The 25,215-nt window shown below is 40.3% G+C and carries 18 protein-coding genes; 13 read left to right on the forward strand and 5 right to left on the reverse strand.

Annotated elements, in window-relative coordinates; genetic code table 11:
• Positions 1 to 12: 12 nt before the first annotated feature.
• Positions 13 to 693 (forward strand): zinc metallopeptidase, encoded by a 681-nt coding sequence (locus tag DXB58_RS21560; protein ID WP_004301089.1) that lies wholly within the window; start codon positions 13 to 15, stop codon positions 691 to 693.
• 165 nt (positions 694 to 858) lie between these two features.
• Complete coding sequence (hisS, locus tag DXB58_RS21565) at positions 859 to 2,223, forward strand: histidine--tRNA ligase (protein WP_115484927.1); 1,365 nt, start codon at positions 859 to 861, stop codon at positions 2,221 to 2,223.
• 119 nt (positions 2,224 to 2,342) lie between these two features.
• Here hisS and hydF read toward each other — a convergent pair whose 3' ends face one another.
• From hydF to DXB58_RS21585, 4 genes are all read right to left on the reverse strand, one after another.
• On the reverse strand, positions 2,343 to 3,533 hold the full coding sequence (hydF, locus tag DXB58_RS21570) for a [FeFe] hydrogenase H-cluster maturation GTPase HydF (protein ID WP_117935986.1): 1,191 nt from the start codon (positions 3,531 to 3,533) through the stop codon (positions 2,343 to 2,345).
• 76 nt (positions 3,534 to 3,609) lie between these two features.
• Positions 3,610 to 5,031 (reverse strand): [FeFe] hydrogenase H-cluster radical SAM maturase HydG, encoded by a 1,422-nt coding sequence (hydG, locus tag DXB58_RS21575; RefSeq protein ID WP_199488003.1) that lies wholly within the window; start codon positions 5,029 to 5,031, stop codon positions 3,610 to 3,612.
• 50 nt (positions 5,032 to 5,081) lie between these two features.
• Entirely contained in the window at positions 5,082 to 6,158 is a 1,077-nt protein-coding gene (hydE, locus tag DXB58_RS21580; protein WP_117935984.1) for a [FeFe] hydrogenase H-cluster radical SAM maturase HydE, read from the reverse strand.
• Entirely contained in the window at positions 6,139 to 7,608 is a 1,470-nt protein-coding gene (locus tag DXB58_RS21585) for a 4Fe-4S dicluster domain-containing protein (RefSeq protein WP_117935982.1), read from the reverse strand. Before DXB58_RS21585 ends, hydE begins: the two co-directional genes overlap by 20 nt.
• A 145-nt stretch (positions 7,609 to 7,753) precedes the next feature.
• On the opposite strand from DXB58_RS21585, the gene DXB58_RS27990 reads away from it, so the two are divergent.
• The 3 genes from DXB58_RS27990 to DXB58_RS21595 all read left to right on the forward strand — a co-directional run bounded on the left by DXB58_RS27990 (position 7,754) and on the right by DXB58_RS21595 (position 9,313).
• Entirely contained in the window at positions 7,754 to 7,927 is a 174-nt protein-coding gene (locus DXB58_RS27990; protein ID WP_175486882.1) for a hypothetical protein, read from the forward strand.
• A gap of 70 nt (positions 7,928 to 7,997) precedes the next feature.
• Positions 7,998 to 8,546 carry an NUDIX hydrolase gene (locus DXB58_RS21590; RefSeq protein ID WP_022199825.1) on the forward strand — a complete coding sequence of 183 codons (549 nt, stop codon included), beginning with the start codon at positions 7,998 to 8,000 and terminating at the stop codon, positions 8,544 to 8,546.
• Between the two features lie 59 nt (positions 8,547 to 8,605).
• A complete protein-coding gene (locus DXB58_RS21595) occupies positions 8,606 to 9,313 on the forward strand; it encodes a DUF5039 family protein (RefSeq protein WP_117935980.1) in 708 nt (235 codons plus the stop codon).
• Between the two features lie 412 nt (positions 9,314 to 9,725).
• Here DXB58_RS21595 and DXB58_RS21600 read toward each other — a convergent pair whose 3' ends face one another.
• Entirely contained in the window at positions 9,726 to 10,772 is a 1,047-nt protein-coding gene (locus DXB58_RS21600; protein ID WP_117935978.1) for a L,D-transpeptidase, read from the reverse strand.
• Positions 10,773 to 11,016: 244 nt separating this feature from the next.
• Between DXB58_RS21600 and DXB58_RS21605 the strand changes: the two genes are divergently transcribed.
• The 8 genes from DXB58_RS21605 to DXB58_RS21640 all read left to right on the forward strand — a co-directional run bounded on the left by DXB58_RS21605 (position 11,017) and on the right by DXB58_RS21640 (position 25,158).
• On the forward strand, positions 11,017 to 11,289 hold the full coding sequence (locus DXB58_RS21605; protein ID WP_004314007.1) for a co-chaperone GroES: 273 nt from the start codon (positions 11,017 to 11,019) through the stop codon (positions 11,287 to 11,289).
• Between the two features lie 40 nt (positions 11,290 to 11,329).
• Positions 11,330 to 12,967: a chaperonin GroEL gene (gene groL, locus DXB58_RS21610; RefSeq protein WP_117935976.1), complete on the forward strand. Its 1,638-nt coding sequence runs from the start codon at positions 11,330 to 11,332 to the stop codon at positions 12,965 to 12,967.
• Positions 12,968 to 13,231: 264 nt separating this feature from the next.
• Positions 13,232 to 15,712 (forward strand): DUF4062 domain-containing protein, encoded by a 2,481-nt coding sequence (locus DXB58_RS21615; protein ID WP_122138226.1) that lies wholly within the window; start codon positions 13,232 to 13,234, stop codon positions 15,710 to 15,712.
• A 5-nt stretch (positions 15,713 to 15,717) separates the two neighbouring features.
• Positions 15,718 to 16,359 (forward strand): hypothetical protein, encoded by a 642-nt coding sequence (locus tag DXB58_RS21620; protein WP_122138227.1) that lies wholly within the window; start codon positions 15,718 to 15,720, stop codon positions 16,357 to 16,359.
• Between the two features lie 210 nt (positions 16,360 to 16,569).
• Positions 16,570 to 17,508 carry a site-specific integrase gene (locus DXB58_RS21625; RefSeq protein WP_122138246.1) on the forward strand — a complete coding sequence of 313 codons (939 nt, stop codon included), beginning with the start codon at positions 16,570 to 16,572 and terminating at the stop codon, positions 17,506 to 17,508.
• A 373-nt stretch (positions 17,509 to 17,881) separates the two neighbouring features.
• Positions 17,882 to 20,500: a PL29 family lyase N-terminal domain-containing protein gene (locus tag DXB58_RS21630; protein ID WP_122138228.1), complete on the forward strand. Its 2,619-nt coding sequence runs from the start codon at positions 17,882 to 17,884 to the stop codon at positions 20,498 to 20,500.
• 449 nt (positions 20,501 to 20,949) lie between these two features.
• Positions 20,950 to 21,888, forward strand: a complete 939-nt coding sequence (locus tag DXB58_RS21635) for a site-specific integrase (RefSeq protein WP_117935966.1) — start codon at positions 20,950 to 20,952, stop codon at positions 21,886 to 21,888.
• A 375-nt stretch (positions 21,889 to 22,263) separates the two neighbouring features.
• A complete protein-coding gene (locus DXB58_RS21640) occupies positions 22,264 to 25,158 on the forward strand; it encodes a MepB protein (RefSeq protein ID WP_122138229.1) in 2,895 nt (964 codons plus the stop codon).
• Positions 25,159 to 25,215: the final 57 nt, after the last annotated feature.

Consider the following 25,215-nt stretch of genomic DNA (forward strand, 5'->3'; position numbering starts at 1 on the left):
ATTGAAAAGTATATGATGTCTTATTGGGTATTATTTATAGGAATCGCTGTTGTCAGTTGGTTGGTACAGATGAATTTGCAAAACAAATTCAAGAAGTACTCTAAGATTCCTACAGGAAACGGAATGACAGGACGCGACGTTGCTTTGAAGATGTTGCATGACAATGGAATTTATGATGTGCAGGTTACACATACGCCGGGACGATTGACCGACCACTACAATCCTACTAACAAAACAGTGAATTTGAGTGAGGGGGTGTATGAAAGTAATAGCATTATGGCGGCTGCCGTAGCAGCCCATGAGTGTGGACACGCTGTGCAGCATGCACGTATGTATGCCCCGTTGAAGATGCGTAGTGCGCTGGTTCCGGTGGTGAACTTTGCTTCTTCCATTATGACGTGGGTATTGTTGGGTGGTATCTTGCTGATAAACTCTTTCCCGCAGTTATTGTTGGCAGGTATTATCCTGTTTGCTATGACTACACTGTTCAGCTTTATCACGCTGCCGGTGGAAATCAATGCAAGTAAACGTGCATTGGTATGGTTGAGCTCATCCGGCATTACTAATTCGTACAATCATGCACAGGCTGAAGATGCTCTTCGTTCTGCTGCTTATACGTATGTCGTTGCTGCATTAGGTTCATTGGCTACATTGGTTTACTACATCATGATCTTCATGGGTAGAAGAGACTAAGAAATGAAAAAGGGAAAAGGCAGGTTTGCCAGCTTCTTTCTATAAAATAAAAAGAGATCCTCCGCAGTCTTTCCGAAGACTATGGAGGATTTTTTCAAATATATGTAAGCATTGCTCGGAAATTTGCAGTAAATTTGCACAATTAAAATTATAAACAGTAATATTATGGCAGCAAAACCAAGTATTCCTAAAGGAACTCGTGACTTTTCGCCGGTAGAAATGGCGAAGCGTAATTATATATTCAATACGATTCGTGACGTATATCATTTGTATGGATTCCAGCAGATAGAGACTCCTTCGATGGAGATGCTTTCTACACTGATGGGAAAGTACGGCGATGAAGGGGATAAACTACTCTTTAAGATTCAGAATTCAGGAGATTACTTTTCCGGGATTACTGACGAAGAATTGTTAAGCCGTAATGCTGCCAAGCTGGCAAGCAAATTCTGTGAGAAAGGTTTGCGTTATGACTTGACAGTACCTTTTGCCCGCTATGTGGTGATGCATCGTGATGAGATCACTTTCCCGTTCAAACGTTATCAGATTCAACCGGTATGGCGTGCCGACCGTCCGCAGAAGGGACGCTATCGTGAGTTTTATCAATGTGATGCCGATGTTGTAGGAAGTGATTCGTTATTGAACGAAGTGGAATTGATGCAGATTGTTGATACTGTTTTCAGTCGTTTCAATATTCGTGTATGTATTAAGATTAACAACCGTAAGATTCTTTCCGGTATCGCTGAAATTATAGGCGAATCGGATAAGATTGTCGATATTACCGTAGCGATTGACAAGCTGGACAAAATAGGTTTGGATAATGTAAATGCCGAACTGAAAGAGAAGGGAATCAGTGATGAGGCTATTGCTAAGTTGCAGCCGATTATTCTCCTTAGCGGCACGAATGCGGAAAAGTTGGCAACATTGAAAAATGTATTATCAGCCAGTGAAGTAGGATTGAAGGGAGTGGAAGAGAGCGAATTTATCCTGAATACATTGGAAACAATGGGCTTGAAGAATGAAATCGAGCTTGACCTGACATTGGCTCGCGGACTGAATTACTATACAGGTGCTATCTTTGAAGTGAAAGCGTTGGATGTACAGATTGGCAGTATCACAGGTGGTGGTCGCTATGATAATCTGACCGGAGTATTTGGTATGGCAGGAGTGTCGGGAGTAGGTATCTCTTTCGGTGCAGACCGTATCTTCGACGTATTGAACCAGCTCGAACTTTATCCGAAAGAAGCTGTGAATGGAACAGAAGTTCTGTTTATCAACTTCGGTGAAAAGGAAGCTGCATTCTCTATGGGTATTTTATCGAAAGTGCGTGCTGCCGGTATCCGTGCAGAGATTTTCCCGGATGCAGCCAAGATGAAGAAACAGATGAGCTATGCTAATGCAAAGAATATTCCGTTTGTAGCTATTGTCGGTGAGAATGAAATGAACGAAGGCAAAGCAATGCTGAAGAATATGGAGACAGGAGAACAGAATCTTGTTTCAGCAGAGGAGCTGATTGCTACTGTGAAGAAATAAGCAGCGATGAATTGAAATTATAAAATTATTAACTGCATCCCAAAAGTTGAGCAGTTAATAATTTACTGTATATTGCGAGAGTTCGGTATTGCACCGGACTCTTTCTTTTTGACCGGGATTTAATACTTTATTTGATCTAGTATTCCATTGAGGAAAGCAATCGCTACTCCATAATTCGTCATAGGAATGTGTTGCTCCCGCACACGTTCGATGCGGCTAAGTACGTATTTACGATTGAACATACATGCTCCGCAATGGATTACCAGCGAATAAGGAGTCAGGTCTTGTGGAAAGTCGGTTCCGGCTACCATATCAATTTGCAGATTCTCTCCAATTCGTTTCCGTAACAAATGGGGAAGTTTCACTCTTCCTATATCTTCGGAAAGGGGAGCGTGCGTACAAGCTTCCGCTATTAGTACACGTGACGATTCCGTCAGTCTTTCAATGGCAGCTGCACTTTCTACATAATAATGAATATCACCCTTATATCCTGCGAAAAGCACAGAGAAAGAGGTTAGTTCACTTTCCTCTGGCTTCTGTTCATAAATCGTTTTGAAGACCTGTGAATCGGTGATGATTAATTTTGGAGGACGGGCAAGAGCTTGCAGGGTTGCCGGAAACTTGTCAGTAGTACAAGTCACTACGAGACATTTCTTGTCCAACAATTCACGGATAGTCTGCACTTGGGGCAGAATTAGTCTGCCTTTGGGAGCCTGAATATCCTGTGGCATAACCAGAAGTACAAGGTCGTTTTCTGTAACAAGCTCTCCAGTGATACTCTGTTGACCGAAATCCGAAGGCAGCTTTTCGAGAATGGCTTGCCGGATCTGTTCAATTCCTGTCTTTTCTTTGGCGCTGATAAGTAATGGGCGTATTTTACATTCTTCCTCAATGTATGTAGCTAAGCTATCGCTGTTCTCTCTTATATCTATTTTATTCAATACCGGAATGACAGGGATGTTCTTCTCTTTCAATAGTGCCAGCATCTCTTTTTCATGAGAAAAGGTAGTATCTCCACATAGTAGCAATGCAATATCCGTTTTCTCAATAGCTTTTAAAGTCCGGCTGATACGCAGCTCTCCCAGTTCTCCCTCATCATCGAACCCCGGAGTATCTATAAGCAAACACGGACCAATACCTTGAATTTCCATAGCTTTGGATACAAGGTCGGTAGTCGTTCCCGGAGTATCTGAAACGAGGGCGGTATCTTGTCCTGTCAATGCATTGATAAGAGAAGATTTACCACTGTTTCGTCTACCGAAAAGGGCTATATGAAGTCTGCTTGCATTTGGAGTATCTGTTAAGCTCATAATTACTAATTTATCAATCTGTTAATTCATGTACAGCCAATTGGCGCATCGACATATCAGCACATTGGCGTATTATTTAAAATCTAAAATCTCTTTGCCCTGCGGCTATGGATTTGAGGTTTCGGATAGCTATTTCCCTGATTTTGGGGTTGGGGATTCGGTCTGTCTCTTTTAGAATCAATTTCAATCCTTTCTGACGGGTATCTTCGGAAGCATAATCTTCCAGATACTCTTTCAGGGTCATCAGTGCATTGGGGCCGCAACAGTTAGCTATCTGACCGGATTTCACTAATGACATGAAACGGTCACCTGTCCGTCCTTCCCGGTAACAGGCAGTACAGAAGCTGGGAATATATCCGAGTTCTAGCAACCAATTGACCACCTCGTCCAATGTCCGGGTATCGCTTACGTCAAATTGTGCGGAATTATGATCGGGTAATTCCGTTTCAGCATATCCGCCCACACTGGTACGTGAGCCGCCGCTGATTTGTGAGATACCCAATTCGAGCACCTTTTTACGTGATTCTTGTGATTCACGTGTGGAAATAATCATTCCCGTATAAGGAACGGCAATTCGGATAACAGCTACAATCTTACTGAATATCTCATCAGAGATTGAATTCGGAAAATCTCCCGCATTAATGTCATCCGCCGAACAGATACGCGGCACACTGATTGTATGAGGACCTACACCAAATTTAGCTTCCAGATGTTCGGCATGCATTAACAATCCGATAAAATCATACCGATAAGTATTCAAACCGAAAAGCACACCAATACCTACATCATCGATTCCCCCTTCCATGGCACGGTCCATCGCTTCGGTGTGATAGGCGTAATTACTTTTCGGGCCGGTGGGATGAAGCGCTTCGTAGTTGTCCTTGTGATAAGTCTCCTGGAATAAGATATACGTACCGATACCTGCCTCTTTTAATCGGCGATAATTTTCTACTGTAGTGGCTGCGATATTTACGTTTACGCGGCGGATAGCTCCGTTTTTATGTTTGATACTGTAAATCGTCTGAATAGATTCCAGAATATATTCTATCGGATTTAGTGACGGATGCTCCCCTGCTTCAAGAGCGAGCCGCTTATGTCCCATGTCCTGCAAAGCAATCACTTCCCGGCGAATTTCCTCCTGCGTCAGTTTCTTGCGTGCAATCGTCTTATTTTTAGCATGATACGGACAATATACGCAACCATTTACGCAATAGTTCGACAAATAAAGCGGTGCGAACATGACGATACGGTTGCCATAAAACTTCTGTTTGATTTCTTTGGCGAGATGAAAGATACGTTCTATCAGGTCAGGTTGGTTACATTCCAGCAGAATAGCCGCTTCCCGGTGCGTTAGTCCCTTGCACAGAGCAGCTTTTTCAATCAGTTGTTCAATCAGGACACGGTTATCCTTATTGTTCTGCGCGTATTCCAGTGTATCCAGAATCTCTTCATGATGGATAAACTCTTCTGCTTTTGATGAATCTTTTTGGTATATCATATATTCTCTGTTTTTTCACCACGGGTTGCACAAATATCACAGATTAAGATTTAATCCGAAATAAATCTTTGTGAATCTGTGCAGTCTGTGGTGCACTTAAAGTCGCCTCTTTCAGTGGAAATCTCGTAGCCGATGGCATTCAACTGTTTTTGTAAGGCAGCCAGCCCTTCGGCAGATTCCGCTCCGAGTGAAGCTTTGTCATTATATAATTCATATTTTTTCCGTTCCTCCCGAGGAGACAAGTTAGGCATAACCACATTCGCACCTGCTAAAATACCTCGTTCCCTGCCATCAGGAATGAGAGTGGCAAGAGCTGTTGTTGCCGGAATCAATGCGGCCGGATGCATCAGGCGGAAGATGGATAATAGAAGAATGGTCTGTTCCACCGTTCCGTTGGGATGTCCCGCAAAAGGTGTGTCATGATGCGGCAGGAAAGGTCCGATGCCAATCATTTCCGGGCGGAGCTTTTCTATAAACAATAGATCCTCAATAATATGCTCTACTGTTTGTCCCGGACTGCCGACCATAATTCCAGTTCCTGTCTGATAACCGATCTCTTTCAAATCTGCTAAACATTGCAGACGTTGTTTGCCGGACATTTCCGCCGGATGCAGTTGCCGGTAATGCGGCTCATTATAAGTTTCGTGACGTAACAGATAACGGTTGGCTCCGGCACGGAAGAAACGTTCGTATGCCTCACGTGATTTTTCACCGAGCGACAGTGTAATAGCACAATCCGGATACTCCTGTCTGATACGGGCAACAGTCATTTCTATCTGATCGTCTGTTAGTGCAGGATCTTCTCCTCCTTGTAATACAAAGGTGCGGAATCCCAGTTCATAACCCTGTTTGCAACAGTTCAGTATACTCTCCCGGCTTAACCGGTAACGTTCGATATTCGGATTCCCTTTTCGGATACCACAGTAATAACAGTTGTTCCGGCAGCAGTTACTGATTTCAATCAGTCCGCGGATATAAATCTTATTTCCGAAGTGGAGGAGTGCGACTTCCTGCGCCTGTTTATTGATGTAACGCAGAATTTCTGCGTCACATCCGGTCAACAGTTGCCGGAACTCTTCCGGTGTCAGTGTTCTTTCCTGTCGTAGTTTATCGATCCATTGTTTCATAGCTCTCTTTCCGTTTGAGCAGCTCTTGTGCCAGTTGGCGACGTCCCGAAACAATGTCGTTATGCGTACTCGGTCCGGTGATACATCCTCCTTCGCATGCCATCACTTCAATAAATTGTCCGGCAGCCTTTCCTGTTTTGGCGCAGGCACGCAGCAGAGCGATATTCTTTTTATTGATGTCCGACACTTGTATCGCATTGATTTTCTCCGCTTCTTCTTTCAAATAAGCTTTGACAGCTCCCATCACACCACCTGCCTGTGCAAATCCGTGTGCTTCGCGAACGGAAGTATGCAATACGGAGAACTCCTGCATTTGTTCCAGCTGAATACCCAACCCGTCGAGAATCGAACCGATTTCTTCGAACGTCAGGATATAATCCACAGCTTCATCGCGGCGTACTTCTTTTCGTTTTGCCACACAAGGACCGACAAATACAATCTTAGCATCCGGATGCTTCTCTTTGGCAATCCGTGCAGCGTAGTACATCGGTGATCCGGTGGTAGAAACATAAGGTTTCATATCCGGAATATGTTTCTCTACCAATTCGATATAAGAAGGACAACAGGAAGTAGTCATAAACTTCTGTCCCTCTTCCAGCTTTTCCAATAATTCGTGGGCTTCATTGCTAGTGGTTGACATGGCACCTTCGGCCACTTCGATCACATCGGCAAATCCTATTTCCTTGAAAGCACCGTACACTTGTCCGATAGAAGTCTTAAACTGTCCCAAAATAGACGGAGCAATGATGGCAACCATCTTTTCTCCTTTCTTGATCCGTTGCAATACATCGAATGTTTGCGAAATTTCGAAGATAGCACCGAACGGACAAGCATTCATGCATTTTCCGCAATAGATACATTTGCTTTCATCAATGTGCTCTATGCCGTGTTCATCTTTGCTAATAGCCTTTACCGGACAAGATTCTTCACAAGGCACGGGAATGTATACAATAGCGTGGTAAGGACAACTTTTGTGACAAATACCACAACTGACACACGCATCATGGTCAATCATTGCCTGGCCGTTTTTCTTGAAACGTATTGCATCCTTCGGGCAGTTCATGTAGCAGCTACGTGCCACACATCCGCGACAAAGGTTGGTTATTTCATAATTAATCTGTACGCAGGAAGAACAGGCCTCGTCGATGACGCACATGATATTTTCCTTCTCCGGTTCGGGGCGGCTCAATGCCAATCGTGCATATTCGGAAAGCGGGGTAACTTCGTCGTGTTCGTCAGTCATATCCAGTCCCATCAGTGGAAAAGTCTTGTATCTCCACACTGCGCGTTCTTTATGTACGCAACACCGTCCTAGGGGTTTCGATTTTCGTGGACTCAACTCAATCGGAAGCCGGTCTATCTTTTCCACTAATTCGTCGTTTTTCCAGAGTCTAACAAGGTCCGCCAGCAATTTATGCCGGACAATCATAATATTATTCGTAAATGCCATATTGTAATAAAAAGGTTGTTAGTTAGTTGGTGCAAAGATACGAACAGAATTTCAATATTTAAGTTTTTTGAAACATTCTTGTCACTTTTTTGTAGCCTTCGCGTGTTATCTTTGTAGTGGACAAAAAATAAGAGGAGGCAGAGTTATGAATAGCAGTATTTTTGAACAGCGCAGTCGTTTTGCTATGATTGGTGCATTGATGGTTATTATCAGCCTGATGTTTTTATTCTACATGGGAAGTTCTTTGGTAAGTTCTACCAAAAAATACCTGCAGCAGATACATGAGATAGAGATCACTTGCATCGACGCAGACGAATGAAAACAAGCAACCGAAAGGTAGGATAATCCGGGGGAAATTCGTATTTTTGCCGGAAGAAAAATTAGACCTTATGGAAGAAAAGAATAAAGCCTGGAAAACGGTGAGTAGCAAATATCTATTTCGCCGTCCATGGCTGACTGTGCGCTGCGAAGATATGCTACTTCCCAATGGTAACCATATCCCCGAATATTATATCCTTGAGTATCCCGACTGGGTAAATACCATTGCTATTACCAAAGATGGTAAATTCGTTTTTGTCCGCCAGTACCGTCCGGGAATCGAACGAACTTGTTATGAACTGTGTGCCGGTGTTTGCGAGAAGGAAGATGCTTCGCCGTTGGTGTCCGCCCAGCGTGAATTGTGGGAAGAAACGGGCTACGGAAAAGGAAACTGGCAAGAGTATATGGTGATTTCCGCTAATCCGAGCACTCATACCAATCTGACTTACTGTTTTCTTGCCACAGACGTGGAACTGATAGACCATCAGCATCTGGAAGCTACTGAAGATATCACTGTACATCTGCTCACATTGGAAGAAGTGAGAAGCCTGCTCGATAAGAACGAAATTATGCAAGCGCTGAATGCTGCTCCATTATGGAAATATATCGCAAATCTGTAATAGTGTTTGGAATTCTGTAGAGAAATAATAACTTTGGAGGAAATTTAAATCATTTTATTATGAAAACGGTTTTATGGAGTATTTTTTGTTTGTTTCTCTCCGGATGGGGGAGTATGCAAACGGCATCGGCACAGGACTTGAAAGAGATGGAAAAGAATTTGTCCGCCATCAACGAGGAATTGAGTCAAAAGACAAAAGAATATAGTTGGCAGCTTGCAGCAGCTTATGCAGATTACTGTGAAGCAAACAATAAATATATAAGTTGGAACGATTTGCCTTATCTGCAACAGGTTGTCGAATATGAGCATCCTGCTTCTTTGGAGACTTATCGTCTGGAACATAAAGCCAGTAAAGAGGAACTGGATAAGTTTTTAAATACATACAAGGAATATAAAGATCTGGTGAAGAAGCAGAAAGAGGCGGTAACCAAGGAAGAGAAAGATGCTGTATCCACAGCCTTTTCTGCATTCTGGAAAAAGTTGAGAAGTGAAGAGAATGCTTATAAAGATTTGTACTATGCCGAACGAAAGGCTGTCTGCAAATATAGATCGGAAGCTTTGCGATATGCGATTGCCTATTATAAAGAAAAGAAGCAGGAGATTCCGACTTCTTATATAAAATATACTGAACGGTCTTATTTATTGCAGAAAGGTTCTGCCTTGGAGTTATTACAAAAAGAAATAAGTGCCTTGGAAAGTGTACAGAGAGAGATCATTCAGAATATAACAAGGGCAAAGTATGGGTTGAGTGAGACCAGGGAAAAATAAAAGTGAGTTTCACATATAACTGATATGAGATAATACGGGATGAATAAATCCCTTTTTCTAATTAGGAGGTCTGGACTGAAGAGTTCGGACCTTTTTTATTTGGCCTCTCAAGTACGTATAGAAAAGTTTCTTTTCGTCCTATGCAAACTTCTTTTGCATGGGAAGAAAACTTAGTAAGGTTATAGGGCAAACTATAATTGCAACTTTTGATTATATAAATGAAGGTTCCATTTTTATAATTGCAAGCTTTGTTTTTATAAATGCAACTTGCGTTTATAGATTGAAGTAAAGGGAAAGTAACTTTTCTTCAAGAGGAAAGCAAGTTTTCTCCTTATAGAGAATAAGTTTTCTAACCATATTCCGTAAAATAGATAATAAGAATCAAGAAATGGCGATACAGGTTTGTTCAGCGCTATTCCAAAACAAAAATAATAGTTTCATTTACGGGTGCCCAGTCATAGATAAACTTGGCATGTGAAGTCGCATTTCGTACACACATGTGTGAACGCGGTGTCGTACCCAACGACGGACTATATTCTATCTGCGTCTTGCGGGGAGCATTGACCGGTACTCCGTGGATATAGGCCCCATCTGTGAAACGGCTGGCATAAGGTGCATAACCTCCTGTTTCTTTCGAACCGTCTTTTAAGAATACCATCTTCACTTTCTTTTCCTGTAATACAAACATACCTAACGGAGTTTCCTGTGCATACGGTGGCAAATGACGTCCCGTAGTGGAAGGATTCATACTGCGAACCAGCCATTGACCTTCTCCGCTACGTTCGAGAGAAGCGATATTCTGATTGTGACGGTCTACAAAAACAGCTTTGTTAAACACAATCGTATCTCCGATTACTTTGACATACTTTTTAGGAATCATCCACTCATCTCCGGTAAACATCGGTTCTGCTTTAATAAATTTTTCTCCATCTTCGATGAAACGGGTCAGTTCTCCATCCTGGCCGTAACGTTCGGGTACCAATGTGTCAGTCAGCAGATAAAGTGGGACGGATTGATAACGTTCTATGCCGAGCGTATCTGCCACTCGTCCATAAGCATTTCTTTTGAAACTCCTCACAAGTGGTGCTTCTCCATTCCTGTTTTTGTAATTCTGGAGAATAGCCCAAGTGGAAGGTTGCAACTGTATATTTTCGAGCAAGGCCAGTTGTTCTTTGATTTTATCCCATTGAAACTGCCGGGTAGTGTCTTTATAAGGATAGATATCATCCAATGTATATTGATCGTACAATAAATCTTTGGTGATTTGTATCTGTTCTGCTGTGAGTTTTTTATCAACAGGTTTAACTTCGGGTTGGGTGAGTGTATCCTGTGCCAGCGAGTCTGTCTGTTGTTCGTGTACAGGAGGAATCTCTCCTGAACGCGAAGTGCAGGAGTAGAAAACGCAAGAGGCGATGATGAGGCCGGATGCTATTCTATTCATATTATTTATACAGTGCATTTGATGGTTCGTTTACGAATATACGTCATTATAAGGAATAATCCTTTTGTTTTGTTTAAAAAGTGGGAGACAAATATACTTTTTTGCCATACAATGCAAGTTGTCAGTCATTTTGTCAGTCAATTTCTGACAAAGAATCATTTATTTACTTTGGCACGCTTTTCGCAATGACTTTAGCGTTCCGCCTGAAAAATGGCGGGTAACATCTACTATTAAATGTATAACTAAAATATAACAAGTAACTATGAACATTAAACCATTAGCAGACAGAGTGCTTATCCTCCCTGCACCTGCAGAAGAAAAAACAATTGGTGGTATCATTATCCCTGATACAGCAAAAGAAAAACCTTTGAAGGGTGAAGTTGTGGCAGTAGGTCACGGTACGAAAGACGAAGAAATGGTATTGAAAGTAGGCGATACAGTTCTTTATGGTAAATATGCCGGAACAGAACTTGACGTTGAAGGTACTAAATATCTGATTATGCGTCAGAGCGATGTTCTCGCTGTTTTGGGTTAATTAATAATAGGATGTAAAACTTTAAATAGTAAATAGAGAAATGGCAAAAGAAATATTATTCAATATCGATGCCCGTGACCAATTGAAAAAAGGTGTCGATGCTTTGGCAAATGCAGTAAAAGTAACTCTGGGCCCGAAAGGACGTAACGTTATCATCGAGAAGAAATTCGGTGCTCCGCACATCACAAAAGATGGTGTGACAGTAGCAAAAGAAATCGAATTGTCAGATGCTTACCAGAATACTGGTGCACAGTTGGTAAAAGAAGTTGCTTCTAAAACAGGTGACGATGCCGGTGACGGTACAACTACTGCAACCGTTCTTGCACAGGCTATCGTAGCTGAAGGTTTGAAGAACGTAACTGCCGGTGCTAGCCCGATGGATATCAAACGTGGTATCGACAAGGCTGTTGCCAAAGTGGTAGAATCAATCAAGGATCAGGCTGAAACTGTAGGTGACAACTATGACAAGATCGAACAGGTTGCCACTGTATCTGCAAACAATGATCCGGTAATCGGTAAATTGATTGCTGATGCTATGCGTAAAGTTTCTAAAGACGGTGTTATCACTATCGAAGAAGCAAAAGGAACAGATACTACTATCGGTGTAGTAGAAGGTATGCAGTTCGACCGTGGTTATTTGTCAGCTTACTTCGTGACAAATACGGAAAAGATGGAATGTGAGATGGAGAAACCTTACATCCTGATCTATGACAAGAAGATTTCTAACCTGAAAGATTTCTTGCCTATCCTCGAACCGGCTGTACAGACTGGTCGTCCTCTGTTGGTAATTGCAGAAGATGTAGATAGCGAAGCATTGACTACACTGGTAGTAAACCGTCTGCGTTCTCAATTGAAGATCTGTGCTGTGAAAGCTCCGGGCTTCGGTGACCGTCGTAAAGAAATGCTGGAAGATATCGCTATCCTGACAGGTGGTGTTGTTATCAGCGAAGAAAAAGGTTTGAAACTGGAACAGGCTACCATCGAAATGTTGGGTACTGCTGACAAAGTTACAGTTACTAAAGACTATACAACTGTTGTAAACGGTGCAGGTAACAAAGACAGCATCAAGGAACGTTGCGAACAGATCAAAGCACAGATTGTGGCAACTAAGTCTGACTATGACCGTGAGAAATTGCAGGAACGTCTGGCTAAATTGTCAGGTGGTGTGGCTGTTCTCTATGTAGGTGCTGCTTCAGAAGTAGAAATGAAAGAAAAGAAAGACCGTGTGGACGATGCTTTGCGTGCAACTCGTGCTGCTATCGAAGAAGGTATCATCCCGGGTGGTGGCGTAGCTTACATCCGTGCAATTGACGCTATTGAAAATATGAAGGGTGACAATGCCGACGAAACAACTGGTGTTGAAATCATCAAACGTGCCATCGAAGAGCCGCTTCGTCAGATCGTTGCTAACGCTGGTAAAGAAGGTGCGGTAGTTGTTCAGAAAGTACGTGAAGGCAAAGGTGACTTTGGTTATAACGCTCGTCTGGATATTTACGAAAACTTGCACGCTGCCGGTGTAGTAGACCCTGCTAAGGTTGCTCGTGTAGCTTTGGAAAATGCTGCTTCTATCGCTGGTATGTTCCTGACTACTGAATGTGTAATCGTAGAAAAGAAGGAAGATAAGCCAGAAATGCCGATGGGTGCTCCCGGAATGGGAGGCATGGGCGGAATGATGTAATTCCGGCTTTCGCTGAATAAATATAGAAGTCGCTTTCGGTTTACCGAAAGCGGCTTTTTTTGTTATAAGCCTCTCTAAAACATGAAAGCCTCTCTTTTTAGCCTGTCATTTTTGTAAGTTTGTTCATTTATTATGTTGCATAATATGTTGATTATATAAGAAAAAAGGATACCTTTGCTTTTAGTGTGATGATCGTATTTATTGATTTATAATCATTACAACACAAACATCTCTATTTCTTGTTGATTAAATAGTCTGATTATTATGAAAAAGCAATGGCGACATTATATTATTTTTATAAGCAGTACATTCAAAGATATGGATGAAGAGCGTGATATAATCAAATTAGATGTCGTTAAGCGATTAAATAGAGCATATCAGGATAAGTTTATTCAATTTCAGACCGTTGATTTACGTGTTGGTATCAATACGGCCGATATTCAAGATGAAGAAGAACGGGAAAACAGGGTTTTGGACGTTTGTCTGGCTAATATAGATAATGCCCGTCCTTTTTTCATTGGATTATTAGGAGAAAGATATGGCTGGGTACCGGACCATGATAAATGGGAATATATAGTGTCACGACTTTCTGAAGAACAAAGGCCTTTACTTCAAAATAGTGATGGTTGTAGTGTTACGGAAATGGAGATTCTGTATGGGGCTATTGGGAATAAAGGCGAGTATATGAATCATAGTCTTTTTTTCATGCGGGATATTTCTTCTTATGATCTGATGCCACCTGAAATTAAGTCCGCATATTGTGACGAAGTGAATGCTGTTTTGCCTGTGCCCGTGCGATTAAATTATAAAAACAAGTTGCAGGATTTGAAAGAACGCATTGTCAACTTATGTAAGCAAAAAGACGAACAAGCCTGCATTAGTTATACTTTGCAATGGAATGTCCGTGAAGGACATTTTGATGGTTTGAATTCTTTTGCTGATTTATTGTTTGAAAAACTTTCCTGTGAGGTGGATAAGGAGATTGTTTCCGAACAGATAGATGCAGATACGTGGTATTTTCAAGAAGAACAGAATGCGGAGTACCTGCATAAAAAGAACACATACCAAAGAGTAAAACGATTAGCTTTTCAAGAAGCATTGGATATCTTGTCACAGAGAGGACAGGTGCTTCTTTCTGGTTTGGAAGGAACAGGGAAGACCATTTTATTGTCTCAGTTATACCAGCATTTTAGCAACGATTCTTCTGTCATCTGTCTGAGTGCCTTTGTGGGAACCTCTCTTTATTCGATGTCTGTCCGTCCCATTATGACTCGATGGATTCTTCTTTTGGCGCAACATTTGGGAAGCCCCGTTCCCGATGATGTGGTTTTGCTAAACGAGAAAAGGACTACATTGGTTTCACTTTATGATCAGTTTTATGCTTTGGTAGATGAATTGAATTTGCAAGGTAAAAATGTTTGTGTTTATTTAGATGCAATCCAGTTATTTGAAATGCAGAATAAAGATGATGCGTATCTTTCCTGGTTGAATCAGAAAGTGATGTTTATCGGTACTGTTACTCCGGAATTTAGAGGAAAGGCGGAAAAGTATAACCCTGCTATGCAATGTATTTCCATTCAGGAACTAGGTGTAGATGAATTGCGGGTTATTTTGGAAAATGAAGAAAGAGTATATATGATTGAGCTTCCTTCTGCGATTAAGCAAAGCTTGGCTGGTCGTCCCACTTCTCCGTTGCGGTTGGCAATGATTATGACATTGTTGACGCATTTATGTACCAATGATTTTCGTAGAATCCGAAATGAGGGAAGTGGTAGTGAGATTGAGAAGATCAATCAATATATGTATCAGCTGTATTTGAATGCACCTGATAATCACGGCGAATTGTTTTTGTTCACGATCCGTTTTTTGATGAACAATCTTCGTGTCTCGGAGCATTTGATGCAAATGTTTGTTTATATTGCAATTTCAGGAAACGGATTGCGTGAATCAGATTTGGAATTGTTGATGCCAGAGCAATGGAATCCTCTTGATTTCCATACATTGGTATATATATTGGACGGCTTTTTTATCGAAGACCGTGTTTCCCATAATTGGCGCATCAATAGCTTTTCTCTTTCTTCTGAATTAGTCTCGAAAGATCCTAAGATACAATGTGAATTGTTTGCCCGTTTGTCGGATGTGTTTTTATCCCTGGATGATAATGATCCCAAGAAAAACGATATGCTTTTTTATTATTTGGTGAGAGCACACCACATTGATGGCATTCGGCGGACGATGATTTCGGATGATGGAAAGAATATAAAAGAACGCTATTCGGTAAGTATACAGTATTTATTAATAAGTCCTACTTTAGTGGGCGATCTTGTGGCCATTGCTGCTTTACTTCCTTCTAATGAACGGGTGAATTTCATTTATCATTTTATAATACATGGCATTCCTCAATTTTGTTATCCGGAGTTATTGTGGCAGATTATGGATAATGAAGTAATAAAAGATATAGATATTGCTCAGTTGAATGTCGAAGACGGGTATAATCTGGCTACTCTTTTCCGTGAGGTATATCTTTTATGTAAGCATCAATGGATAAAGTGTGCTTTGGAAGATACTGATCGTGTTTTGCAATCTTGTATTGCCTGCTACGACCATTGCTATCAATTAGACAAAACTCATCGTGATACTCGCAATATGTTGAAGGCTATGCTTACTGAGCAAATTACGATGTATGCATGTACCGGTCATCCGGAAAAAATACAGGAAACCTTTTTATTAATCAATAAAATTTAATTATTATGGGACGTTACGAAGAAGTTAGAGACAGGGCAACGGAAGTTATGACACAGCAAGCTATGGCAAATGCTTCCATGCAGACAGGAAAAGTGGATGAAGCATTAGAATATGCTGCCAGTAGTGTTGATATTGCAGAGAATATTTTGAAAGAATATGGTGATATAGGAGCCGCATACGTGGTTTACTGCAATGCTACTGGATTCCAATTTCAACTGTTTGATGCAATGAAAGACTATCAAAATGCATTTTTTTCAGCTTTTGTTGCCATCTATACCACTTGTCCTTTTCTTAGTAAACACTTGAACGACGAAAATTATTGTTGTTTGTTTGCTACGCAATTCACACAAATGTTTGTTTCATTTCGTGAATTTGTGGAAGATAAAGAGCTGCTGGAACAAGGTAAGGAGATTGGACAAAAGACATATGATACAGTTGATCTGATGTTTCAAGTTACATATAATGCATTTGACCTACTGAAACAGGTGGCACCGGATAACCGAATGGTAGCACCTATGTCTACTATATTGCGGCAAATGGAAGGTGCTGGCCTGGAAAGGTATGATGACTGTAAAGACCTTGATTGGCAGATATGTCTAAATGGAATTTATGATAATTTAGTAACTATGAAAATTATTAATGGGTAAGAATTGGGATCATCATAGATATAAGAAGAGGATGAATGTCTGAAAAAATCCCTTAAAATGAGGCTACCCCTGTTACTAATCACTTTCAAGGCAGGGGTAGCTTTTTTATTTAAGAACTTCCTTGCTTTTTATTTTGTTTATTCGTGGAATGTATTCTCCATAATGAGAATACTTGTATATTTATCGTCTAAATTATTAATAAATCGTGAGATGTTGAAAGTAGTAACATTTATGAAGCAAGTAGCCCGTGGGCTACAGATGGGGGGAAACTTTGGTACTGCACATGTATACCGTAGCAGTCTCAATGCCATCATTGCTTATTGTGGGAAAGAGGATTTCACCTTTGATGAGGTGAATCCGGAGTGGTTAAAAGGGTTTGAAGTACATCTTCGTAGTCGTGGTTGTAGCTGGAACACCGTTTCCACTTATTTACGCACGTTTCGTGCAGTTTATAACCGTGCCGTCGATCTTCGTAAGGCACCTTATGTCCCTCACCTGTTCCGTTCAGTTTATACAGGCACTCGTGCCGACCATAAACGTGCGTTGGGTGATGAGGATATAAAGAAGGTATTTGCAAGGTTATCACAGGCTTTACCTTATTCTCCGTCATTGCGTAAGGCACAGGAATTATTTATCCTAATGTTTTTATTGCGTGGTTTGCCATTTGTCGATCTTGTCTATTTGCGTAAAAGTGATTTACGTGACAATGTGATCACGTATCGCAGGCGTAAGACAGGACGCACCCTTTCTGTAACACTAACTCCGGAGGCTATGATTCTAGTCAGGAGATATATGAACCGTGACAGTTCTTCTCCTTATCTGTTTTCCTTGTTGAAAAGCCGTGAAGGCACTCGGGAAGCTTATCGTGAATATCAATTGGCATTGCGCACATTCAACCGTCAGTTGATGTTGTTGGGCGAATTGTTAGGATTGGGTGATAGGTTGAGTTCCTATACTGCGCGCCACACCTGGGCTACGACAGCTTATTATTGTGAGATTCATCCGGGTATTATTTCCGAAGCGATGGGGCACTCTTCTATCACTGTGACTGAAACGTATTTGAAGCCTTTCAGGAATAAGAAAATTGATGAAGCCAATAAGCAGGTAATTGATTTTGTTAAGCGGTCTGTTTGTGGATTAACCGCTTGATAAATAGCCTGTTACTTTATAGGTAACGGGAATAATACCGGTGCAAATATGAGCATATTTCTTAAAACAACCAAACGAAATCGCACATTTTTTCTAATAAAGCACTCAAAAGGAGAACACAAGCAGATAAAACACGTGGATTCTTTGTATTAGGGCTTGTTAACCTCTAAATTTTGCACAAGATTTCCCTCCCCTCTACCTTTTCCTTGAGGTAGGGGTTAAAAAGTTTCATTGCATATTATATCGTTTTCTAGTATTGACTACTCTCAAAGAGCAGGCACGAAGGTTCTTCCGTTACCTATAAAGTAACGGGCATGCTATTATTGAAACTTAGTGTTTAATAATATATTATTAATGTAATTTTTAAGTAGTTATGAAAAGAAAATTTGTAAAAGTGATGTTCTTCGGGGCGTTGGCACTTTCTACTGTCACCTATGTAGGCTGTAAAGACTATGATGATGACATCGACAATCTGCAGACACAGATTGACGCAAACAAAGCTAGCATTGCCGAGTTACAGAATTTTGTGAAAGAAGGTAAATGGGTAACCGCTGTAGAACCAATTACTGATGGATTTAAAATAACTTTTAATGATGGTAAGAGTTATTCTATCGTAAGTGGTGCTGCAGGGGCAAGTGGTACAAAGATTGAGATTGATCCTACTACAAAGAATTGGATTATTGATGGGAAAGACAGTGGCATTTGTTCTGAAGGACAGAAAGGTGATAAAGGAGATGACGGTGAACCGGGTAAAGGTGAACCAGGCAAAGATGGTGAGGATGGATATGCACCACAAATTTCAGAAAATGGTAACTGGATTGTTTGGGATGCTGCATCTCAAAAGCCTGTAGAAACAGATATTAAAGCCGCTTCTGATATTTATGTAACTGCTGATCCTAACAATTCATTGGTTTGGGTATTGAATGTTTTCAATAAGGAGACAAAAGAATGGGAAAAGGTTTCTATGCCGAAAGCTGCTCGTATCACTAGCATGAGTGTACTTGGTGTAAAAGCAGATGGTACTGTTGATTTAGGCTCTACAGAGGCGGAGGCTACTTTATACTATGGTGAAGCTAAAAAGGATATTGAATTCAATGGAAACAAAACTTTCAAGAAGAAAGGAGATTTACTTGTTGCTAGAGGGGGTAGCATGATCCATGCATTGATTAACCCTGTGAATTTGAAAGCTGCGGATATTCAAGCCTATGAAATCGGTTTGACAGATTCCAAAGGTAATACTAACTTTGTTGTTGCTAGTATTGGAGACAATTTTAGTGAAAATGCTTTGACTCGTGCAGCAGAAGAACCTGAAGCTACAGCAAATAAGGGAATTTATGATTTGACTCTCAAATTTGCAGATGAAGTAGATTATAATACATTAAAGGATTTTGATTCTGAAACTGCATATGCATTTACAACAAAAGATGCATGGGGCAATGAAATCATTTCACAGTATGGTATAACAGTCAATGCTATAGAAGGAGCACCAAGTGTTGATTTTACTAATCCTGAATCTCTGCCTATTAAAACGACTTATAATCTGGATGAATTAGTTGGCAATGACAATTTGGATAAAGTAGTAGCTTATTATTATGAGGTTAAAGAAGCAGATGCCAAGAAGGTAGATGCCACATTTGATAAAGAGAAGAATACGATTCTTGCAAATAAAGAAGGTGAATTGCCTGTTGTTCTTCACTATCTTAGTACTGAAGGAGTTGATGAGCCTGTTTCATTGACTCTGACATTTACCTATGTAGCAAAACCTGCTGAAATTAAAGATATGACTTGGGTTGTTGATGATAAGAAGCTAACGGCAGAATCTGAAATTGTTGGTCCTTCAGTAGATGAAATTAAGAAATATATTAGTGGTATTGATTCTGAAATAGAATATACTGGTGGAAAGGTAACAATCAATGGAGAGAAAGATCTGGAATATGGAGATGAGGAAACTAAAAATAGTATTCAATTATCTTTAGTTGGTCTCAATGCAAAAGGTGAAGATGTTCAAGAACTGGATGATAAGTCTATTATTAAATATGTAATCAGAGCTAAATTCGACAAAGAGCATGTTGCTGCTGTACCTCATACTGCAACTGTGAAGTTTAAGAATAAGGATTACACAGGAGAAGGGGTAGATTTGGGTAATCAATATTTGTATGAAACTACATTTACGATTACTGTAGATCAGCAGGATGACAAGTTGTTTGTCTTTAAGCGTGCAGATGCTTACTTTGAGGGTAATGATGCTACTGCATATGGTAAGGTATATGCGAATGGAGTAGAAACGAAGACTATTTCTTATAATCTTTACTCTTTGTATCAAGCTAACTCTATACTTGAAGGTGAAGAGCTTATTAATTCATTTGTTGCATTCAATGAAGCAATACCAGAAGATGAGGCGGATGAGAAGGAAGGAAAACAATGGTTGGAAAGTCAAGGCACTAGCAATGGAGATATATCAGTTGAACCTTCCCCTGCATATGGTGGTGCTTACATGGGCCGTAAGATAACTGTAACTTATGCACCGTTCGGAAATCCTCGTCTGAATGCTATTGTTGACGAATTTAATCTGACAATAAAATCTGAAATCTTTGAAGGTAATTTCGAATATGCGAAGAAGATAGATGATAAAGTTATAGGAACTAAGGATAATCCATTCGAAGTTGATGGTGGTCGTTCTATAGATATATTGGAGAGTGAATTCAAGAAAGAGGATGTTTATGGTGCTATCTATAAATTTGACGATGATAGAATAGTTAAAGTTGAAGTTGCATTAGCAGATAAGAATGCTGAAACTTATCTGGCGGTATCTGACAATAAGTTTACAGGAGTTGAATCAGAAGACGGTAAGAAAGATAACAAGGTTACTATATCTAAGAATCCTTCTGCAACAGGTATTGTAACTCCTCCAGTTTGTAAAGTAGATGTTAAGATCACTGATAAGTGGGGTAAAACGAAGACTACATCAATCTATGTTGAAGTGATTAAGTAACTTAGATTAATGAACTAATAATTGAGGGCATCTTAATTCTTTTAGGACTAAAGATGCCTTCTCTTTACAGATTGAAATATGGGATAATAAATCCTTTGAAAAGAATATGTTGAGAGACAGATGGAAGAGATCATGCTTGTGAAAGTATATCCTTTAAATATCTGTCTTTTAGAAAGGGATACCTCCCTTATTTCCCACAGGTATCCCTTTTTTTGTCTCATTACATCTTCTTATTTGCACTAGAACCAATTTGCTAGTCCCTTATTTCCCTATAGATTAAGGAGATGTTTTGAGAGTATAGAAAGCCCGGGCTTGCGAAAGTCCGGGCTTTTTGTACTCTTTTGTCTTTGGAACATCTTAGCCGTTTCCTTTGTTTGTTCATGCGAGGTATTTCCATTGATGGGATAATACTCGTATATTTATCGTCTAAATTATTAATAAATTATGAGATGTTGAAAGTACTAGCATTTATGAAGCAGGTAGCCACTGGGTTACAGATGGAGGGAAACTTTGGGACTGCACATGTTTATCGTAGTAGTCTGAATGCCATCATTGCTTATCGTGGGAAAAAAGATTTTGTTTTTAGTGAAGTGACTTCGGAGTGGTTGAAAGGGTTCGAAGTATATCTTCGTAGTCGTGGATGTAGTTGGAACACCGTTTCCACCTATTTACGGACCTTTCGTGCGGTTTACAATCGTGCGGTCGATCTTCAGAAGGCTCCTTATGTTCCTCATTTGTTTCGTTCGGTTTATACCGGGACGCGAGCTGACCATAAACGTGCGTTGGGTGATGAGGATATGAAGAAGGTGTTTACTAAATTATCTCGTGCATCGGGTGTACCATTAGCGGTATATCAGGCGCAGGAGCTATTCATCTTGATGTTTTCGCTTCGTGGTATGCCGTTTGTCGATCTTGCTTATTTGCGTAAGAGTGATTTGCGCGATAATGTAATAACGTATCGTAGACGTAAAACCGGGCGCCCATTGTCGGTGACATTGACTCCGGAAGCAATGGCTTTGGTAAAGAAATACATGAATCGTGATTCTTCTTCTCCTTATTTATTTCCGTTGTTGAGAAGTCGTGAAGGAACCAAAGAGGCTTATCGCGAATATCAGCTTGCATTACGCAGCTTTAACCAGCAGCTGATGTTATTGGGTGAATTGCTCGGATTGGGAGATAAACTTAGTTCGTACACCGCCCGTCATACCTGGGCTACGACGGCTTATTATTGTGAAATTCATCCGGGTATTATTTCTGAAGCGATGGGACATTCGTCTATCACCGTCACTGAAACCTATCTGAAACCTTTCAGGAATAAGAAAATCGATGAAGCAAATAAGCAAGTTCTTGATTTTGTGAAGCGTTCTGTGACAGGTGTAAGTGCCTGAAAATTATTCTGTTACTCTGTAGGTAACGGGAATGAATATCGGTGCAAATATGAGCATATTTCTTAAAACAACCAAACGAAATCACACATTTTTTCTAATAAAGCATTCAAAAGTAGAACTAGAACAAATAAAACACGCGGATTCTTTGTATTAGGGCTTTGTTAACTTCTAAATTTTGCAAAAGATTTCCTTCCCCTCTACTGCCTTTCAGAAGCAGGGGTAAAAAAGTTTCATCACATTTGGTATCATTTTTCAGTATTGACTACTCCAGAAGAGCAGGCACAAAGGTTTCTCTGTTACCTACAGAGTAACGGGCATGCTATTATTGAAACTTAGTGTTTAATAATATATTATTAATGTAATTTTTAAGTAGTTATGAAAAGAAAATTTGTAAAAGTGATGTTCTTCGGGGCGTTGGCACTTTCTACTGTCACCTATGTAGGTTGTAAGGACTATGATGATGACATAAAAAGTGTACAGGAACAAATTGACCAGATCAAGTCAAACAATCCTGTAAGCGTGGGAGACATGCAAACTGCCATTAATGCGGCTAAAAGTGCTTTGGAAAGTCAGTTGGCTGATTTAAAGACAAAATTGGAGAATAAGGATTCTCAAATTAAAGATTTGGGTCTGAAAATTACTGATTTGGAGGACAAATTGTCAAAGACTGCTGATAAGGCAACAGTCGACCAGCTGACAAAAGACTTGGCAACAGCTAAGAATGACTTAGAAGCACTGAAGAAACTTCAAAAGTCTGATATTGATGGTTTGACAGCAAGAATTGTAAAGTTGGAAGACCTTAAAGAGGAATTGGATGGTTTAAAAGTCAATTTTGCTACAAAAGAAGAGCTGAAGAACTACGTTGAATCTGCAAAACTGTCAGGACTTATCAGTGATGAAATTGCCACAGCTTTGGGAGAAGATGGGGAGATTGCCGCTGCAATAAATGATGCTATTCAAACAAAGGTTCTTGCAGACTTTGGCAGTATGAAGGAAGTTGCTGCTCTTGCCGGAGAGGATGCAACTGTAGCAGATGTTATTAAAGAATTGTATGCTGCTATTAATGCTGATAAAACTGGTATCCTTGCTAAACTGACTGCGCTGGAAGACTATCAAACAGCATTGGAAGATAAAGCGGTAGAAAATGGTTTCGAAAGTGTAGAAGCCGTTATTGCAGAGGTGAAATCTCTTAAAACGACTCTTTCCGGTCTTTATGCAAGCGCAGAATTCAGTGAAAAAGTCAAGGCGATTGTTTCAGCAGAACTGACGACTGTAAATAGCCGTATAGATACGTTAGAAGATGACCTTGCAAAACTGGGTGTTGCTATTAAAGGTATGATTCAGAGTGTAGTATATATTCCTACAAGCATAGATCGTAGCGTAGATTTCTATACTTTGTATGCTAAGAAAACTTCAACCTCATCTTCTTATGTTGTTGCTGCGAAGAGTGCGGATGCAAAAGAATTGCAATTTCGTATTTCTCCGGCTTCTGCTGCTATGACATTGGAGGATTTCAATAAGAACTACGAAATCAAGTTAAATGCTGAAGAACGTAACTGGACTCGTGCTGCTGAACCGTTTGCCGTAGAAGTGAAGAACTGTGAAGCTGGTGTTCTTACAGTATCATTAACAACTTCAAGCGAAAAGAGCCATGCGATATCTTTGAATATTGTAAGCACAAAAGATATGGAAGGTAAAGAAGGATTGACTCCGACAAATATTAATTCTGATTATATCGCAGTGATACAGTCTAGTTATTATCTGAAGACTGCCTATTATGAGGTAGCAACAGAGAAAGCAGGCGAGATTATCTATGATGCCCCCCAACCGGTTGACTATTCTGGGGTTGGAGCTTTGACAGTTTCATATACAACAACTGCAAGTGGAAGCACAGCATTTACAAAAACATTAGAAGAACTGAATGTAGAGAATATCTTTGCGACGACTTATAGCTTGACTGGAACAGATGCAAATCTATTTGAAGTTTCTACTGCAGGTAGCGTTAGTCTAAAAACATCCGGTCTGATTGCTTCTTTGGACAAAACTGCTGATGTTATGGCTAAAGTAACAGCTCCAGGTTTCTATTTGGAAACTAGTTCTAATAATCCTAAAAAGTTAGGAACTGTAAAAGTAACACGTACTATTGATGGACTTACACATGTGTATGCTTCGGTAGAACGTGACTGGACTAATGAAGCTGCAGCTGCTGCAGAGGAGAGAGTAGTTTTAAATGTTGCTGACATTTATAACGATCCGGCAGTGAATATCCGTCCATCAGCTTATGAAAGTTTGAGCTTGGCTGAAACTCTTCCTGTATCAGGTGTACGCTTAGAAAAGGGTATAAATAATGCCTTGACTTTAATCATTCCTAAAAATACAGCTGCTGGTGATTATACCGCAACAGCTAAGTTCGAAGGAGATGGCTATACACTTACTGTAACTGTCCCAGTTAAGATTAAGTCTATCACTTTGGCTAAATTGGCTAGAGTATCAGAAATGTGGTCTTCAGATCAAACTCGTACAGGCTTTACTCCGACAAAAGATTCAGAGACAGCGGCTACTGCTATTACTTCCGAATTTAAGCTTGCTACTATATTCTCCAACTTTGATGCTGTTAAGGCTGCTGTTTTGGCTAAGGGTGGTACTTTCGTAATCACTACTAACATTACAGAAAATAGTATTGCTGGTGTTAGCTATGATGAAAACAATGCTAAGTTTACGTTTGATAAAGACCGCTATACTGGTAAAATGACTGTTGGCGGTAAAACTGTACCTGCTGTAGTTAAGTTTACTATTAAAGCTAGCTATAATGGTAAAGTAGAGGATACGATTGAAGGTATTGTTGAAGTGAAAGATATTAGTGGAACTTGGGTTGCTCCGACTGCAACGGCTCTTTCTTTATCTAATAAATCAGTAGAATATAATGTTTCAACAGGCTTTGCTTGGAATGATTTAGCTGGTAAGACTATGTGGAAGGACGGTGCTGTGATAGCAGGAACAGGAAACAATGGATTTGCAAGTTCAGTTACTAATCCTCTTGATATCTATGGTCTGGTAGCTCCTACTTTTGCATTCAAAGAAGCAGCTGCGTCAACTTATCTGTCTCTTGATGCTTCTACAGGAAAGGTGACTTTTACATCGGAAGGTAAATCTCACCATTTCTACGAAGCTGTAACTTATACTGTAGAAGTAAAAGCTACATCTAAGTGGGGTACAATCAAGAATTATGAAGGAAAGAATACAATTACTGTAACCATTCCGGCAGAATAAGAAGAAAAATAGGAGAGCTTCAAACTTTCTAATGCTTCAATAAGCAAAGGACTGTAT

Origin of the sequence: Bacteroides sp. OM05-10AA (genome assembly GCF_003439055.1) — a bacterium.
Lineage (GTDB): Bacteria > Bacteroidota > Bacteroidia > Bacteroidales > Bacteroidaceae > Bacteroides > Bacteroides intestinigallinarum.